9 protein-coding genes, 1 tRNA gene and 3 pseudogenes are annotated in these 14,609 nt (G+C 70.6%); 8 read left to right on the top strand and 5 right to left on the bottom strand.

What is annotated here, in order from left to right:
* Nucleotides 1-31 precede the first annotated feature (31 nt).
* Complete coding sequence (aspT, locus tag KV381_RS12155; RefSeq protein WP_218785201.1) at nt 32-1,708, bottom strand: aspartate-alanine antiporter; 1,677 nt, start codon at nt 1,706-1,708, stop codon at nt 32-34.
* Nucleotides 1,709-2,002: 294 nt separating this feature from the next.
* Between aspT and KV381_RS12150 the strand changes: the two are divergent.
* The 7 genes and pseudogenes from KV381_RS12150 to KV381_RS12120 all read left to right on the top strand — a co-directional run.
* Nucleotides 2,003-3,241, top strand: a pseudogene (locus tag KV381_RS12150) (ABC transporter substrate-binding protein); the annotation flags it as partial.
* Between the two features lie 118 nt (nt 3,242-3,359).
* Nucleotides 3,360-4,358 carry a carbohydrate ABC transporter permease gene (locus KV381_RS12145; protein WP_030085319.1) on the top strand — a complete coding sequence of 333 codons (999 nt, stop codon included), beginning with the start codon at nt 3,360-3,362 and terminating at the stop codon, nt 4,356-4,358.
* Between the two features lie 14 nt (nt 4,359-4,372).
* Nucleotides 4,373-5,293 (top strand): carbohydrate ABC transporter permease, encoded by a 921-nt coding sequence (locus tag KV381_RS12140; RefSeq protein ID WP_030085321.1) that lies wholly within the window; start codon nt 4,373-4,375, stop codon nt 5,291-5,293.
* Between the two features lie 76 nt (nt 5,294-5,369).
* Complete coding sequence (locus KV381_RS12135) at nt 5,370-6,839, top strand: GH1 family beta-glucosidase (RefSeq protein WP_086779578.1); 1,470 nt, start codon at nt 5,370-5,372, stop codon at nt 6,837-6,839.
* 169 nt (nt 6,840-7,008) lie between these two features.
* Complete coding sequence (locus KV381_RS12130) at nt 7,009-8,046, top strand: LacI family DNA-binding transcriptional regulator (RefSeq protein ID WP_218785200.1); 1,038 nt, start codon at nt 7,009-7,011, stop codon at nt 8,044-8,046.
* Between the two features lie 198 nt (nt 8,047-8,244).
* The gene (locus KV381_RS12125; protein ID WP_218787206.1) at nt 8,245-10,326 is read left to right on the top strand and encodes a TerD family protein; all 2,082 of its coding nucleotides are present in this window, start codon (nt 8,245-8,247) and stop codon (nt 10,324-10,326) included.
* A 186-nt stretch (nt 10,327-10,512) separates the two neighbouring features.
* The gene (locus KV381_RS12120) at nt 10,513-11,103 is read left to right on the top strand and encodes a lytic polysaccharide monooxygenase (protein WP_218785199.1); all 591 of its coding nucleotides are present in this window, start codon (nt 10,513-10,515) and stop codon (nt 11,101-11,103) included.
* Between the two features lie 86 nt (nt 11,104-11,189).
* Here KV381_RS12120 and KV381_RS12115 read toward each other — a convergent pair.
* From KV381_RS12115 to KV381_RS37060, 4 genes and pseudogenes are all read right to left on the bottom strand, one after another.
* Nucleotides 11,190-11,262: transfer RNA gene (locus KV381_RS12115), tRNA-His, on the bottom strand.
* A gap of 120 nt (nt 11,263-11,382) precedes the next feature.
* On the bottom strand, nt 11,383-11,988 hold the full coding sequence (orn, locus tag KV381_RS12110) for an oligoribonuclease (RefSeq protein ID WP_030085331.1): 606 nt from the start codon (nt 11,986-11,988) through the stop codon (nt 11,383-11,385).
* Between the two features lie 10 nt (nt 11,989-11,998).
* A pseudogene (locus tag KV381_RS37065) lies at nt 11,999-12,676 on the bottom strand (GlxA family transcriptional regulator); the annotation flags it as partial.
* A gap of 14 nt (nt 12,677-12,690) precedes the next feature.
* A pseudogene (locus KV381_RS37060) lies at nt 12,691-13,119 on the bottom strand (AraC family transcriptional regulator); the annotation flags it as partial.
* Nucleotides 13,120-13,999: 880 nt separating this feature from the next.
* On the opposite strand from KV381_RS37060, the gene KV381_RS12100 reads away from it, so the two are divergent.
* Complete coding sequence (locus KV381_RS12100; RefSeq protein WP_030085335.1) at nt 14,000-14,521, top strand: universal stress protein; 522 nt, start codon at nt 14,000-14,002, stop codon at nt 14,519-14,521.
* Nucleotides 14,522-14,609 lie beyond the last annotated feature (88 nt).

Here is a 14,609-nt window from a genome sequence, read left to right as displayed (position 1 = left end):
GTACGGGTCGGTGGTCGCGAGGGCGAGCACGTCAGGCCCCCAGCACGCCGACGAGGATGGGCCCGGTCAGCGGCAGCAGGAAGTTGGAGAGCGTGTACGTGATCGTGTAGCCGAGGAGCGGGACGGAGCTCTGGGCCACCTGGGTGATGGAGGTGATCGCCGGGGTCGAGCACTGCTGGCCGGCGATGGCGCCGATCAGCAGCGGTTTCTCGATGTTCAGCAGCTTGCGTCCGACGATCAGCGAGATCGTCGCCGGGACCAGCACCATGGCGATGCCCGCGAACGGCAGCAGCGCCCCGTACTCCTTCAGCAGCGGCCAGGCCTGCGGTCCGGCGGCCAGTCCGGTGCAGGCGATGAAGACGGCCAGGCCCATGTCCTTGAGCGTGGTCGCGGCCTGCGGCGGGAACGCCCCGAAGGTCTGGCTGCGGGAGCGGAACCAGCCGAAGACCAGGCCGGAGATCAGACAGCCGCCGCCGGTGCCGAGCGACATCGGGATGTCCCCGAACCTGACGACGATCTGGCCGAGCAGCGAGCCCGCCACGATGCCGAAGCCGAGGTAGATGAAGTCGGTGGCGTCGTTCTTCACGACCGCGCCGAGCTTCGCGACGAGCCGGTTCAGCCCGCCCCGGGCGCCGACCAGGGTGAGCACATCGCCCCGGGCGAGGACCGTCTCGCCGCTGGCGGGCAGATGCTGGTCGTTGCGCAGGACGTCGGTGATGTAGACGCCGTCCTTGCGGAACTCCGGATGGCGCCTGACCAGCCGGTCGATGCTCGCCCCGATCGTCTCCTTCTCGGTGACGGCGACCTGGCCGGCGGCCAGCGGGGTGCCCAGCCCCGGCACGGCGGGCGTCTCCGGGCCGATCTCCCGGCCCGCCTCGATGATGGCCGACCGCAGTCCGACCACCTGGATCAGGTCGCTGAGCGTCAGTTCAAGACCGGGGGAGGGGGTGAGCAGCCTGCTGCCGCGTTTGACGCCCTCGACGGTGATCCGGCCGCCCAGGGCGCTCTCCAGCTCACCGACGGTCCGCCCGTCCGCCAGCGTCACCAGGTACGTGCGGCCGACCGTGCCGGGCAGCGCCTCGCGCTCGTCGGACTCCAGTCTGCCGTGCCCGCCGCGCATCTTCTCCCACAGCTCGCGCGAGGCGTCGGCGAGGTTGATGCGCAGCAGCATCGGCATGATCTGGCTGGTGAAGAGCACGATGGTGATCAGGCCGAACAGATAGCAGACCGTGTACGCGGTGGCCACGTGCCCCTGGTACTGGCTGATCTGCTCCGCGGTCAGGTCGTCGAGCTTGCCGATGGCCTCGGTGGCCGTTCCCACGACGGCGGACTCGGTCGCCGCCCCGGCGAGGATACCGGCCGCCGTGCCCACGTCCAGGTCGAAGGCCTTGGCGAGCCCGTAGGCGATGCCGAGGACGCAGACCAGTTCGATCAGGCAGAGCGTGAAGAAGCGCAGGCTCTTGCGGTTGAGGTTGGCGAAGAACTGCGGCCCGGCCAGGTAGCCGAGCGAGAAGATGAACAGTGCGAAGAAGACGGTCTTGACGTCGTCGTCGACGCTGATGTGCCGGGTGCCGAGCAGCAGCGACACGATCAGGGTGCCACAGATGCCCCCGAGGGTGATGGGGCCGACGCGGAGTTTGCCGACGAGGTAGCCGGCCGCGAGGCAGAAGAAGAGGGCCAGTTCGGGGTGGTCACGCAGGACGCCCATCCCGCCTCACCCACCGGGTCCGGTGTCGGCGACCGGAATGATCAAAAGGTGCATAAGGGAGAAATTAACAGGGGTGGGGTGTCCCGGTGCCACATTCGGCCCGGCCTGGCCCCCGTTCACCTTCCGACGGGAGGGCGGCCCAACGGCCCCTCCGTGACGCGCCGGACATCCCTCGGCAACGGAATCGTCTTCAACTCTTGACACCCACCCCCTTGAGGCAGCAACCTTCCGGCAACGATGCATGGGAGCGCTCCCATGCGCCATTGCCGGATCCCCGGAACAAGGAGCAGTGGAATGCGCATCACCCGCAGCGTTGCCGGTCGACGCCACAGAACCGCCCTCGTGGCCACCACGGGCCTCACGGTCACAGCCCTGCTGCTCACCGGATGCGGTGGCTCGTCCGACTCGGACAAGGGAGCCGACGCGGACGGGAACATCACTCTGACCGTCGCCGACTTCGGGCAGTTCGGTTACAAGGAGGCCGGGCTCTTCGAGAAGTACCACGAGCTGAACCCGAAGATCACGGTCAAGGAGGACACCACCGCCGAGGAGAAGAACTACTACCCCAAGCTCCTCCAGCAGCTGAACTCCGGCAGCGGCCTCGCCGACGTCCAGGGCATCGAGGTCGGCCGCATCAAAGAGATCGTCGACACCAAGGCGGACTCCTTCGCGGATCTCTCCAAGTCGATCGGCGTGGACGAGTGGGTGTCGTGGAAGGCGAAGCAGGCCACCGCCCCCAATGGCTCGGTCATCGGCGCGGGCACCGACATCGGCCCCATGTCGCTCTGTTACAACCGTGAGCTGTTCGAGAAGGCCGGGCTGCCCACCGACCGCGCCGAGGTCGCGAAGCTGACCGAGGGCGGCTGGGACGACTTCCTCGCGCTCGGTGAGCAGTACAAGAAGAAGGCCCCCGCCGGCACGTACTTCATGGACTCCGCGAGCGCCATGTTCAACGCCGTCGTCAGCTCCAGCCCCGAGCAGTACTACGACGCGAGCGGCAAGCCGATCTACGAGAAGAGCGCCAGCGTCCAGAAGGGCTGGGACCTCGCCGCCGAGGCCGCGTCCAAGAAGCTGACGCAGGGCCTGGCCCAGTTCGAGGACCAGTGGCAGGCGGCCCTGCGCAAGAGCACCATCGCCACCGTCGTCTGCCCCGCCTGGATGGCCGGCCAGATCTCCACGTACGCCGGTGACGCCAACAAGGGCAAGTGGGACATCACCAGCGCCCCCGGCAACACCTCCGCCAACTGGGGCGGCTCCTTCCTCGCCGTTCCCAAGTCCGGCAAGAACGTCGCCGAGGCCTCCAAGCTCGTCGCCTGGCTGACCGCTCCCGAGCAGCAGGCCGCCGTCTTCAAGGCGATCGGCGTCTTCCCGTCCAACCAGGGCGCCTACGAGCTGCCCGACGTGAAGAACGCGACCCTGCCGTACTTCAACAACGCCCCCATCGGCCAGATCTACGCCGACGGCGCGAAGTCCATCCCCGAGGCGGTCCTCGGCCCGAAGGACGGCGTGATCAAGGATCCAACATCAACCCAGACAACAACATCGGGAGCGGACACCGACCTGCCGACCGCCCACTCCCGCCGCCCCCTCCAGCCGCCCCTTCAGCCGCCCCGGCCGTCCGTCGGCGCACCCAGGGAAGGACTCCCCGCCCGTGGCAACCTCGACCTCCACCCGGGATGCGTACGCGAAAGCGCCCCGTGAACCGAAGAAGGAACCGCCCAGCGAGCGGCGGCAGTTGTGGCGCAGCCGACTGTGGCGGTTCGATGACAAGGCCTCCCCGTACGCGTACATCGCGCCGTTCTTCCTCGTCTTCGGCGCCTTCGGGCTCTACCCGCTCCTCTACACCGGCTGGATCGCCCTGCACCGGGTGGAGATGACCGGCCTGGACTCGATGGAGTGGGTGGGCTGGGAGAACTTCGACAAGATCCTGCACGACCCCGAGTTCTGGACCTCGGTCAGCAACACCTTCCTGATCGGCGTCATCTCGACCGTCCCGCAGCTCCTGATGGCGCTCGGCCTCGCCCATCTCCTCAACTACCGCCTGCGCGCCAGCACGTTCTGGCGGACGATCATCCTCACCCCGTACGCGACCTCGGTCGCCTCCGCCGCTCTCGTCTTCGCGCTGGTCTTCCGGGCGGACGGCGGACTGCTCAACTGGACCCTCGGGCTCGTCGGCTTCGACCCGGTCAACTGGGCCAACGGGCACTGGACGTCGAAGCTCGCCATCTCGATCATCGTGATCTGGCGCTGGACCGGCTACAACGCGCTGATCTACCTGGCGGCGATGCAGGCGGTCCCCAACGACCTCTACGAAGCAGCCTCGTTGGACGGCGCGTCACGCTGGCAGCAGTTCCGCAAGGTCACCATTCCCTCGCTGCGGCCGACGATCCTGTTCACCATCGTCATCTCCACCATCGGCTCCATGCAGCTGTTCGGCGAGCCGCTGCTGCTGGAGGGCGGCGCGCTGGGCGCCACCGGCGGCAACGAGAACCAGTACGAGACGCTCAGCATCTACCTCTACAACTACGGCTGGAACCTCGGGCACCTCGGCCCGGCCGCCGCCGTCGCCTGGGCGATGCTCGCCCTCCTGCTGATCATCGCCGCGGCCAACTGGTTCTTCGGCCGATTCGTCCGCAAGTCCGCGGTCTGACCGGGAGCGCATCCATGACCATGACCAGCCCCACGCACCCCGCCCCCGTGAAGCTCGCGCCGGCCCCGGACAGCCGTGCCCCGAAGCGCCCGAGCCGCTTCCGGATGGGCGCGGGACAGCAGCTGAAGGGCGGCCCGTTCGCGTACGTCGCGCTCGCCGTCGTCGGCTTCGGCTCGCTCCTGCCGCTCTACTGGACCCTGGTCGCGGCCTCCCGCACCCAGGACGAAGTCCTCGCCTCCACCCCGCCGTTCCTCCCGGGCGGCAAGCTGATCGAGAACATCCAGACCGCCTGGGAACAGGCCAACCTCGGCAAGGCGATCCTCAACAGCGTCATCGTCTCGTCCTCGATCACCCTCGCGACGCTCTTCTTCTGCACGCTCGCCGGCTACGCCTTCGCCAAGATGCGCTTCCGGGGCCGGGGTTGGCTGATGACCGCGGTCATCGCCACCCTCACCATCCCGCCGCAGCTCAGCGTCGTGCCGCTCTTCATGATGATGTCCGGCCTCGGCTGGGGCGGCCAGCTCGAATCGGTGATCTTCCCGACGCTGGTCAGCGCGTTCGGCGTGTTCTTCATGCGCCAGTACCTGATCGAGGCGCTGCCGTACGAGCTGATCGAGGCGGCCAAGATCGACGGCGCGAACAACTTCCGCATCGTGGTGAGCGTGGTGCTGCCGGTGGCGCGCCCCGCGATGATGGTGCTCGGGATGCTGACCTTCGTCCAGGCGTGGAACGACTTCTTCTGGCCCTACCTCGCCCTCAACCAGCAGAACCCGACCCTTCAGGTGGCCCTCGGCCAGCTCAGCGCCTCGTACACCCCCGACCAGTCCATCGTGATGGCGGGCGCGCTGATCAGCACGCTGCCGCTGCTGGTGGTGTTCGTGGTCTTCGGCAAGAAGATCGTCGGCGGGATCATGTCCGGCGCGGTCAAGGGCTGACCCGCCGGCCAGGGCCGACCGTCCCCCTGCTTCCCCCTTCTTCCTTCACCCCTCACCTCTCAGGGAGCGCTCCCGCATGACAGCCGTCCGACCCGACACGGTCCCGCAGCAGGCGTCCGCCGCCACGGCCCCCTTCCCGACCGGCTTCCTCTGGGGCGCGGCCACCGCCGCGTACCAGGTGGAGGGCGCGGCCGCCGAGATGGGCCGCACCCCCTCCATCTGGGACACCTTCAGCCACACGCCCGGCAAGGTCCTGAACGGCGACACCGGGGACGTGGCCGCCGACCACTTCCACCGCTACCGCGACGACGTCGCCCTGATGAAGCGCCTCGGCCTCCAGGCGTACCGCTTCTCCGTCTCCTGGTCCCGCGTCCAGCCCACCGGCCGCGGCCCCGCCGTGGAACGCGGCCTCGACTTCTACCGCTCGCTCGTCGACGAGCTGCTGGCGGCCGGCATCAAGCCCGTCGCCACGCTCTACCACTGGGACCTGCCGCAGGAGTTGGAGGACGCGGGCGGCTGGCCCGAGCGCGCGACGGCGGAACGGTTCGCGGACTACGCGGCGATCATGGCCCGCGCGCTCGGCGACCGGGTCTCGATGTGGACCACGCTGAACGAGCCCTGGTGCTCGGCCTTCCTCGGTTACGGCTCAGGGGTCCACGCCCCCGGCCGCACCGAACCGGCCGCCGCGCTGCGCGCCGCCCACCATCTCAACCTCGCCCACGGCCGGGCGGCCGAGGCGCTGCGCGCGAACCTCCCCGCTGCCGCGCAGACCTCGGTCACCCTCAACCTCCACCAGGTGCGCCCGCTGACCGACAGCGAGGCGGACGCGGACGCGGCGCGCCGGATCGACGCGGTGGGCAACCGGATCTTCACCGGTCCGATGCTGAAGGGCGCGTACCCGGAAGACCTGCTGGCCGACACCGAACGCCTGGTGAACTGGAGCGAGTTGGTCCAGGAGGGCGACCTCGCCGCCATCGCGGCTCCCATCGACGTCCTCGGCGTCAACTACTACACGCCGACCATCGTCTCCACGCCCGCCGACGGGGCCGGGGACACCCGCAACGACGGCCACGGCAGCAGCGACCACTCCCCGTGGCCCGGCTCGGAGCACGTCGCCTTCCACCTCGCCGAGGGCCGCCCGGTCACCGCGATGAACTGGTCGGTCAAGCCGGAGGGCCTGTACGACCTCCTCATGGACGTCTCGCGCGAACACCCGGACCTGGCGCTGATGGTCACCGAGAACGGCGCGGCCTTCGAGGACGCCCCCGACGCGGACGGCCGGGTCCACGACCCCGAGCGGATCGCCTATCTGCACGGGCACCTGGAGGCGGTCCGCCGGGCGGTCGTCGACGGCGCCGACGTACGGGGCTACTTCCTCTGGTCCCTGATGGACAACTTCGAGTGGGGCTACGGCTATGCGAAGCGGTTCGGCGCGGTGCACATCGACTACGCGACCCAGCGCCGTACGCCGAAGTCCAGTGCCCACTGGTACGGCGAGGTGATCGCCCGCCACGCACTGCCCCCGGCGGCCGCCCCGGACGCCTGACCTCGTGATCCAGCTGTGGGCCGGTCGCTCCCGACCGGCCCACAGCTCATTTCTCCCCCCGCTTGGGAGCGCTCCCAATACACTGTCCGTACGCTCGTCGAGGTGATCGATCCAGGACTTGGATTGACGTTGCGGCTGTGAGAAATTGACCGGGAACGGGGAGGCGGCCATGGCGGCAGCGCGAGTACGGAGCGGCGGGCGGCCCACGCTCGAAGAGGTGGCGGCCCGGGCCGGGGTGGGCCGGGGCACGGCATCCCGGGTCATCAACGGTTCGCCCCGGGTCAGCGACGCGACCCGGGAGGCGGTCGAGGCGGCCGTGGCCGAGCTGGGGTACGTCCCCAACCGCGCGGCCCGCGCCCTGGCGGGCAACCGCACCGACGCCATCGCCCTGGTGGTGCCCGAGCCGGAGACCCGCTTCTTCGCCGAGCCGTACTTCTCCGCGATCGTGCGCGGCGTCGGCGCGGCCCTGGCCGACACCGAGATGCAGCTGCTCCTCACCCTCGTCGGCAACGACCGCGAGCGCCGCCGCCTCGCCCAGTACCTCACCGCCCACCGTGTCGACGGGGTCCTCCTGGTCGCCGTGCACGCCGACGACCCGCTGCCGGAGCTCCTGGAACAGCTGGGCATGCCCTGCGTGATCAGCGGCGCCCGGCACGCGGCCGAGACGCTGCCCTCGGTCGACTCCGACAACTTCGAGGGCGCGCGGGCCGCCGTCGACCACCTGGTCGCCCGGGGTCGCCGTCAGGTCGCCACCATCACCGGCCGCCTGGAGGTCTACGGCGCCCAGCGCCGCCTGGACGGCTACCGCGCGGCCCTCTCCGCCGCGGGCCTGGCCCCCGACGAACGCCTCATCGCCCCCGCCGACTTCACCGAGGAGGGCGGCGCGCGGGCGATGCGCGACCTCCTGGCCCGCCGTCCCGACCTGGACGCGGTCTTCGTCGCCTCCGACGTGATGGCCGCCGGCGCCCGCCAGGTCCTGCGCGAGGCGGACCGCCGCATCCCCGAGGACGTGGCGCTGATCGGCTTCGACGACTCGGTGGTCGCCCGCCATATGCACCCGGCCCTCACCAGCGTCCGCCAGCCCATCGAGGAGATGGGCCGCCGGATGGCCCAGCTCCTCCTGGACGAGATCGCGGGCCGTGCCCCGGGCGACGAGCGCCCTTCGGTGGTGCTGCCCACGGAACTGGTGGTCCGCGACTCGTCGTGACCCCGTCCTCCGGGACGGCCTCCCCGACCGACTTTACGGTGGCTTGACCTCCGGATTTCACAAGTTCTTCACGCTCCCCGGCTCCGGCGGCTAATGTTCGCGGGGTACGGCGAATGTGTGACGCACCACACACGTCACACAGCGGGCTGCCGGAGTGCGTTCCGGGCGGCTGTGCATCTGGGGGGCCTCGTGCACGAGATGGTCAAGGGCGCCAACGTCGGTCTCGCGACGCTGAGCGAGGATGTCGGCTCCGTGGTGGTCAGCCTGGGGTGGAGCAGCGCCACGGGCGAGGGCGACGCCGACGTCTCGGTACTTCTGCTCGACGGCGACGGCAAGGTCCGCAGCGACGTCGACTTCTGCTTCTACAACAACCCCGTGGCCGGCAACGGAAGCGTGCAACTGCTCGGCAAGACGCCCACGGCGGACGGCAGCGAGGACCGGATCAGCTTCGATCTGGACGCCGTTCCGCAGGAGATCGACAAGGTCGTCGTCGCCGCCAGCCGCTACGCCGGCTCCCGCTTCGGCGAACTGGACGACCTCCGCCTCACCCTCGCGGACAGCACGGGCGACGGCCTGGTCCGGTTCGCCGTGGAGGGGACCGACGACGTCAGCGCGGTGATCTTCGGCGAGCTGTACCGGCGCTCGGGGGAGTGGAAGTTCCGCGCCGTCGGCCAGGGCTACGCCTCGGGGCTCGCCGGGCTGGCCACCGATTACGGCGTCGACATCGACGACGATGCGGCGGAGGAGCCGCCAGGGCCGGAGGCGGAAGCGGAACCAGGACCGGAAGCGGACGCGCCCGCGCCGCCCGCCGACACCGGGCCGGACGCGCCGGAGCAGCCCCCGGTGGTGCCCGCCCAGAGCCGAGGCGTCAGGGCGACGACCCCGGCCGCCGCACCGGCCGCACCGCAGGCGTCCGCCGCACCCCGGGCTCCCGCCGCGCCGGGACCCGCCGACCCCGCCCCCGTACCGAAGCCCGCGCGCCGCCCCCGTACGGCGAAGAAGAAGGTCACCCTTCCCCGTACGGCCAAGAAGAGCCTCGCCGACAACGAGTCGTGGCGGTCCGCCCGGCTGTTCCCCGTGTCGGCGCTCAAGAGCGACCGTGAGCGCGAGACGCGGGCCACCTCCGTCGTGCTCTCCGTGATGGCCCAGGTGCCGGAGTTCGGCCGCCGGCTCACCGCCGGATTCGGCGCACCGGCGGGCCGGATGGAGACGTACACCGAAGTGACCCTGCCGCACGGGGAGTCGCCGCGCCGCCCGGACGGGGTGGTCCGGGTCGAGCGGGCGGGCAAGCTGTGGACCGCGCTCGTCGAGACCAAGACCAACGGGAACGCGCTCAAGCCCGACCAGGTACAGGCGTACATGGACATCGCCGCCCGGCGCGGCTACGAGGCCGTGATCACCCTGTCCAACGACGTCGCGCTCGAAGGCAGCCCGCTCGTCGACGTGCGGATCGACCGGCGGCGCAAGCACAAGGTGGCGCTCTGGCATCTGTCCTGGGCGGAGGTCGTGCACCAGGCGCAGATGCTGATCCGCCACGAGGGGGTCGGCAACGCCGCGCACGCCTGGCTGCTCCAGGAGCTGCTGCTGTACCTCCAGCACGAGAACTCCGGCTGCCACGGCTTCCAGAACATGGGCGCGGCCTGGGTGCCCGTGCGCCGGGGCATCGACGACGAGACCCTGTGCCAGGGCGACGCCCGGGCCCTGGAGGTCATCGAGAACTGGGAGCGGCTGGTCCGGCAGGTGTGTCTGCGGCTGGGCGGCGAGCTGGGGCAGAAGGTCCTGCCGGTCCAGCGCGCCCGGCGCGGCTCCGACCCGGGCGCCCGCCGTGCCGAGCTGGCCGACCACCTCTGCGAGCAGGGCAGGCTGAACGCCGAGATCCGCATCGAGGGCACCCCGGGCGTCCTGGCCATCACCGCCGATCTGCGCACCGCCAAGCTCCGTACGTCCATCGAGGTGCCCGCCGAGGAGACGGGCTACCCCCTCACCCGGGCGAAGCGGCTGGTCCGGCGGCTCGCCGAGGCCCCCGCCGACCTGCACATCGAGACGCTCGTCGACGGCCAGGGCCCGGGCCCGCGCGGCACCCTGGAGCGGCTGCGCCCGGAGCCCGCCGACCTCCTCCCGAAGGACGGGGCGCAGATCACCGGCTTCCGGCTCTCCTTGTTCAAGGGCATGGGCAACGGCCGGGGCAGCGCCGAGACCGGCTTCATCCGCAGTGTCGACGAGGCCGTGGACCGCTTCCACGCCCAGGTCGTCGCCCATGTGGAGGCGCCGGCGGTCTGACCCGGGGCCCCGAACGGCCGGACGGCGGCCGTTCGGGGCCTTCTGCCGCCGTCTTCATTGGTATGGACATGACCATGATTCCGGCTCTAGCCTCGGTCTTGGTCTAGACCAAGCGCGGCGAGCCGTCGCCGGTCCGGCCACCGGTCCATCTGTCCGCACGCTCCACCCCTCACACAGGAGCACCACATGCGCAGAAAGATCACGTCCTTACTCCTCGGCCTCGGCATCGCCGGGGTCTCCCTGCTGGCCACCTCCGGCAGCGCACAGGGCCACGGGTACACCGACTCACCCGCCAGCAGGCAGCAGCTCTGCGGTGACGGCACCGTCCGCGGCTGCGGGCAGATCCAGTGGGAGCCGCCGAGCGTGGAGGGCCCCAAGGGCTTCCCGGCCGCCGGTCCCCGCGACGGTCTGATCTGCGCCGGGGGCAACCAGCGGTTCGCCGAGCTGGACGACCCGCGCGGCGGAGCCTGGCCCGCCTCCCGGGTGAGCGCCGGGGCCAGCCACACCTTCCGCTGGCGGATCACCGCCCGGCACGCCACCACCGACTTCCGGTACTACGTCACCAAGGACGGCTACGACCCGGCGAAGCCCCTCACCCGGGCGGACCTGGAGCCGCAGCCCTTCCTGACCGTGCCCTTCGGCGGCCGGCAGCCCGGCTCCACCGTCACGCACGCCGGCGCACTGCCGCAGAAGTCGGGCAAGCACCTGATCCTCGGCGTCTGGACCATCGCGGACACCGGCAACGCCTTCTACGCCTGCTCCGACGTCACGTTCTGACCCGACCGTCCGACCGTCCGAGCGCCTGACTGAAGGAGCGCATACGCGGAAGGGCCCCGGTCCGAAGACCGGGGCCCTTCCCTCAGGGTGAGTAACGGGACTTGAACCCGCGACATCCTGGACCACAACCAGGTGCTCTGCCAGCTGAGCTATACCCACCATGTCGTCCGGTCGTTTCCGACCGGCCGAGAAAAAGTGTACAGGGTCCGGGAGGGTGCTCGCGCCCCCGTTTCCCGGGGCCGGTCCACGGGCGCGTGCGCGCCCGTGACCAGCGGGTTCCTACGGTGCGGCCGGAGCCGCCAGACGCGCCGCGATCTCCTTGGCGCGCTCGGAGTCCGGGCCGGGCTGCGGCACGAAGACCGCCTCCCGGTAGTAGCGGAGCTCCGTGATGGAGTCACGGATGTCCGCCAGCGCCCGGTGGTTGCCGTTCTTGTCCGGGCTGTTGAAATACGCCCGGGGATACCAGCGCCGGGCCAGCTCCTTGACCGAGGACACATCCACGATCCGGTAGTGCAGATAGCTCTCCAGATCCCGCATGTCCCGCGCCAGGAACCCGCGGTCGGTACCGACCGAGTTTCCGCAGAGCGGGGCCTTGCCGGGCTCCTTCACATGCTCACGGACGTAGGCCAGGACCCGCTCCTCGGCGTCCGCCAGGGTGGTGCCCCCGGCCAGCTCGTCGAGCAGGCCCGAGGCGGTGTGCATCTGCCGCACCACCTCGGGCATGGTCTCCAGGGCCGCGTCCGGCGGGCGGATCACGATGTCCACCCCTTCGCCGAGCACGTTCAGCTCCGAGTCGGTGACCAGGGCGGCCACCTCGATGAGTGCGTCGTCCGCCAACGAGAGCCCGGTCATCTCGCAGTCGATCCACACCATGCGGTCGTTCATGAGCCCCACCCTACGGGGCACTCCGCTGTCCCGGCAGGGCCGGGCGACCGGGAACGTACGCGTCAGGACCCGGCAGGGAGTGCTCCCCGGGCCCCACCGACGCCGCCACGACGACGGGTGCGGAGGGCACGGGCGTGCCCCGGCGTCCGGACGGCGGCCCCTGGCTGGGCACCATCGTCTCGACCACCGTCGCGGCGCTCTCCGCCACCCCCTGCGGACGACGGGCCCGGTAGGCGGCCCGGTACGCGGCGGGGGAGGAGCCGAGCTGGCGGCGGAAGTGCCCGCGCAGCGCGACCGGTGAGCGGAAGCCGCAGCGGCCGGCGACCTCGTCGACCGAGTAGTCGGAGGTCTCCAGCAGCCTCTGTGCCTGAAGCACCCGCTGGGTGATCAGCCACTGGAGCGGTGCGCTGCCGGTGAGCGAGCGGAACCTGCGGTCGAAGGTCCGCCTGCTCATGTAGGCGCGCGCCGCGAGCGTCTCCACGTCGAACTGCTCGTGCAGATGCTCCAGCGCCCAGGCCACGACCTCGGCGAGCGGGTCGGACCCGATCTCCTCCGGTAAAGACCTGTCCAGGTAGCGCTCCTGCCCGCCACTGCGCCGCGGCGGCACGACGAGCCGGCGGGCGAGTGCCCCGGCGGCTTCCGTGCCGTGGTCGGTGCGGACTATATGGAGGCAGAGATCGATACCCAGCGTCGCGTACATGTGGTGGCCGGCCGGCCGTCCAGCAGGCCGGCGGCCGCGAGCACGAAGGCTCCCGTGCACAGACCGACGATGCGGGCGCCCTCCTCGTGGGCGCGCCGCAGCGCGTCCAGTGCCTCGGCGGGCGGCGGCGAGGTGATCGACCGCCAGGCGGGCACCACCACGGTGCCTGCTCTGCTGATCGCCTCCAGGCCGTACGGCGCGGTGAGTTCGAGCCCACCGGTCGTGCGCAACGGTCCTTCCTCGCCACCGCAGACCAGCAGGCGGTAGCGGGGAACTCCCGCGTCCTGCCGGTCGATTCCGAAAACGGAGAGCGGGATGGAGCTCTCGAAGATAGGGCCGCCGCTGAACAGCAGCACGGCAACGACTTCCCGGCGTCGCCGCCCGGTCAGCTTGCGTGCGGCCTCCGTCGCGGCGGCGGAGTCCTGGCTCATGACGCTAAGCCCCCCTCGGTGTTCGCGTCTCCCTGGTCCTTACGGGCCTGTCGCTCCTGCACGTTTCCCCTCGGTGTCGCACGTGTCCCCAGTCTCCGATTTCCAAGATCGAATCTACTGCGTCGCGTGGTCCCGCCGTGACACCTTCCCCCACCAGCTCAATGTCGATAAGGAAACGTGGCGTGAAGCGTTCGATCACGAAGCGTTTCACTCGCGAAGCGCACAGGGAAGTGCCCTTCGACAACGTGGCCCGTCCGCGTCGGGTGAAAGCGTACCGCGCGGTCCGTTCCTGCCTGGTGGGCGGTGGGGTGTCCGGCCATACGGCGAAGGGTTCGGGCCTCAGGTGAAGTTGGCTGAAAACCATCGGTTGTGTGTGCTGTATCCGGTCACGCCGGGCGCACAACCGGCCTGTGGCAGCCGCGCCGGTGCGCTCCCTGAACGCGGTGAACCATGGCGGGTTCGGGCTGCCGGGGGAAGGGTGGGGCGGGTTGTCGCGGTGTGGCCGGGGCCGCGGGCGGGGCGGAGTCACTCCTCGGGGTGATGGGCCGGCGGCGGTGTGGCCAACGAGGACCGGGTGCGGGTGTCGGAGGGCGGTGCGACGGGGGGCCGGAGGTCGTCGTGAAAAACAGGACGGCCGACGGTGTTCCAGGCCCCGGATGCGCGTGTACGACACATCCGGCATTGCCATCCCGGACAGCCTCGGGCATGCTCCCTCCAGCGTCGCGCACGCTTTTGCGGGGGTCTGGGCGGTGGAGGTATGACGCCGTACCCTTGGGGGTATGGGGTTGGGAAGATGATTCCCGGACAGAGCTTCACCACCTGCTGATGCACCTCTCGAAACCGTTCCCTCCTCACGAGGATTCTCTTCGCCGAGACACCGATGGCCGGTCACGAAATCCCTGAACCCAAAGACCGCAAGCCGCTAGCCGACCCCGGGTCGGAGCCGCGGACGGTCGAAGAAGCGCGCCATGCGTGCGATCCCGCCTTCCGGCACGGAGTCGTGGTCGGTTTCGACGGCTCCATGTCGAGCGAGCGGGCTCTCGCCTACGCCATCGGCATGGCCGGACGCTCCGGCTCCGGTCTGATCATCGTCCATGTCGCCAACCGGCTGCCGACCACGGTCTGGGCGGGCTGCGAGCCCCCCGTCTTCGTCGACGTCCCCGATCACCGCACCGAGGTCCTGGGCCTGGAGCTGGCCTGCGCGGACTATCTCTCCGAGGTGCCCTGGGTGCTGGTCGAGCGCGGCGGCGACATCTGCCACGAACTGGAGGAGGTCGGCCGGGAGTACGCCGCCGACGCCATCGTCGTGGGCTCCACGCACGGCATCGTCGGCCGGATCTTCGGATCGGTGGCCGGCCGCCTCGCCCGCCGCGCGCAACGCCCCGTCATCGTCATCCCCTGAGCGCCCCGCACGGGACCCGGGCGACCTGAGTGGCCGCCAGGAAGCCCTGGAGCGGCACGCGTTGGGCCCCGCACCGCCTGCCTGGCGG

This window comes from Streptomyces sp. WY228 (genome assembly GCF_019287315.1).
Classification (GTDB): Bacteria; Actinomycetota; Actinomycetes; order Streptomycetales; family Streptomycetaceae; genus Streptomyces; species Streptomyces caviscabies.
The sequence above is the reverse complement of the archived record's forward strand: the minus strand, read 5'-3'. Positions and strand labels throughout refer to the sequence as shown.

Bases quoted from the DNA above. Each gene is read 5' to 3' on its own strand.
- aspT (WP_218785201.1), bottom strand. From the start codon at position 1,708: ATGGGCGTCCTGCGTGACCACCCCGAACTGGCCCTCTTCTTCTGCCTC.
- KV381_RS12140 (WP_030085321.1), top strand. From the start codon at position 4,373: ATGACCATGACCAGCCCCACGCACCCCGCCCCCGTGAAGCTCGCGCCG.
- KV381_RS12135 (WP_086779578.1), top strand. From the start codon at position 5,370: ATGACAGCCGTCCGACCCGACACGGTCCCGCAGCAGGCGTCCGCCGCC.
- KV381_RS12130 (WP_218785200.1), top strand. From the start codon at position 7,009: ATGGCGGCAGCGCGAGTACGGAGCGGCGGGCGGCCCACGCTCGAAGAG.
- KV381_RS12125 (WP_218787206.1), top strand. From the start codon at position 8,245: ATGGTCAAGGGCGCCAACGTCGGTCTCGCGACGCTGAGCGAGGATGTC.
- KV381_RS12120 (WP_218785199.1), top strand. From the start codon at position 10,513: ATGCGCAGAAAGATCACGTCCTTACTCCTCGGCCTCGGCATCGCCGGG.
- orn (WP_030085331.1), bottom strand. From the start codon at position 11,988: ATGAACGACCGCATGGTGTGGATCGACTGCGAGATGACCGGGCTCTCG.
- KV381_RS12100 (WP_030085335.1), top strand. From the start codon at position 14,000: ATGGCCGGTCACGAAATCCCTGAACCCAAAGACCGCAAGCCGCTAGCC.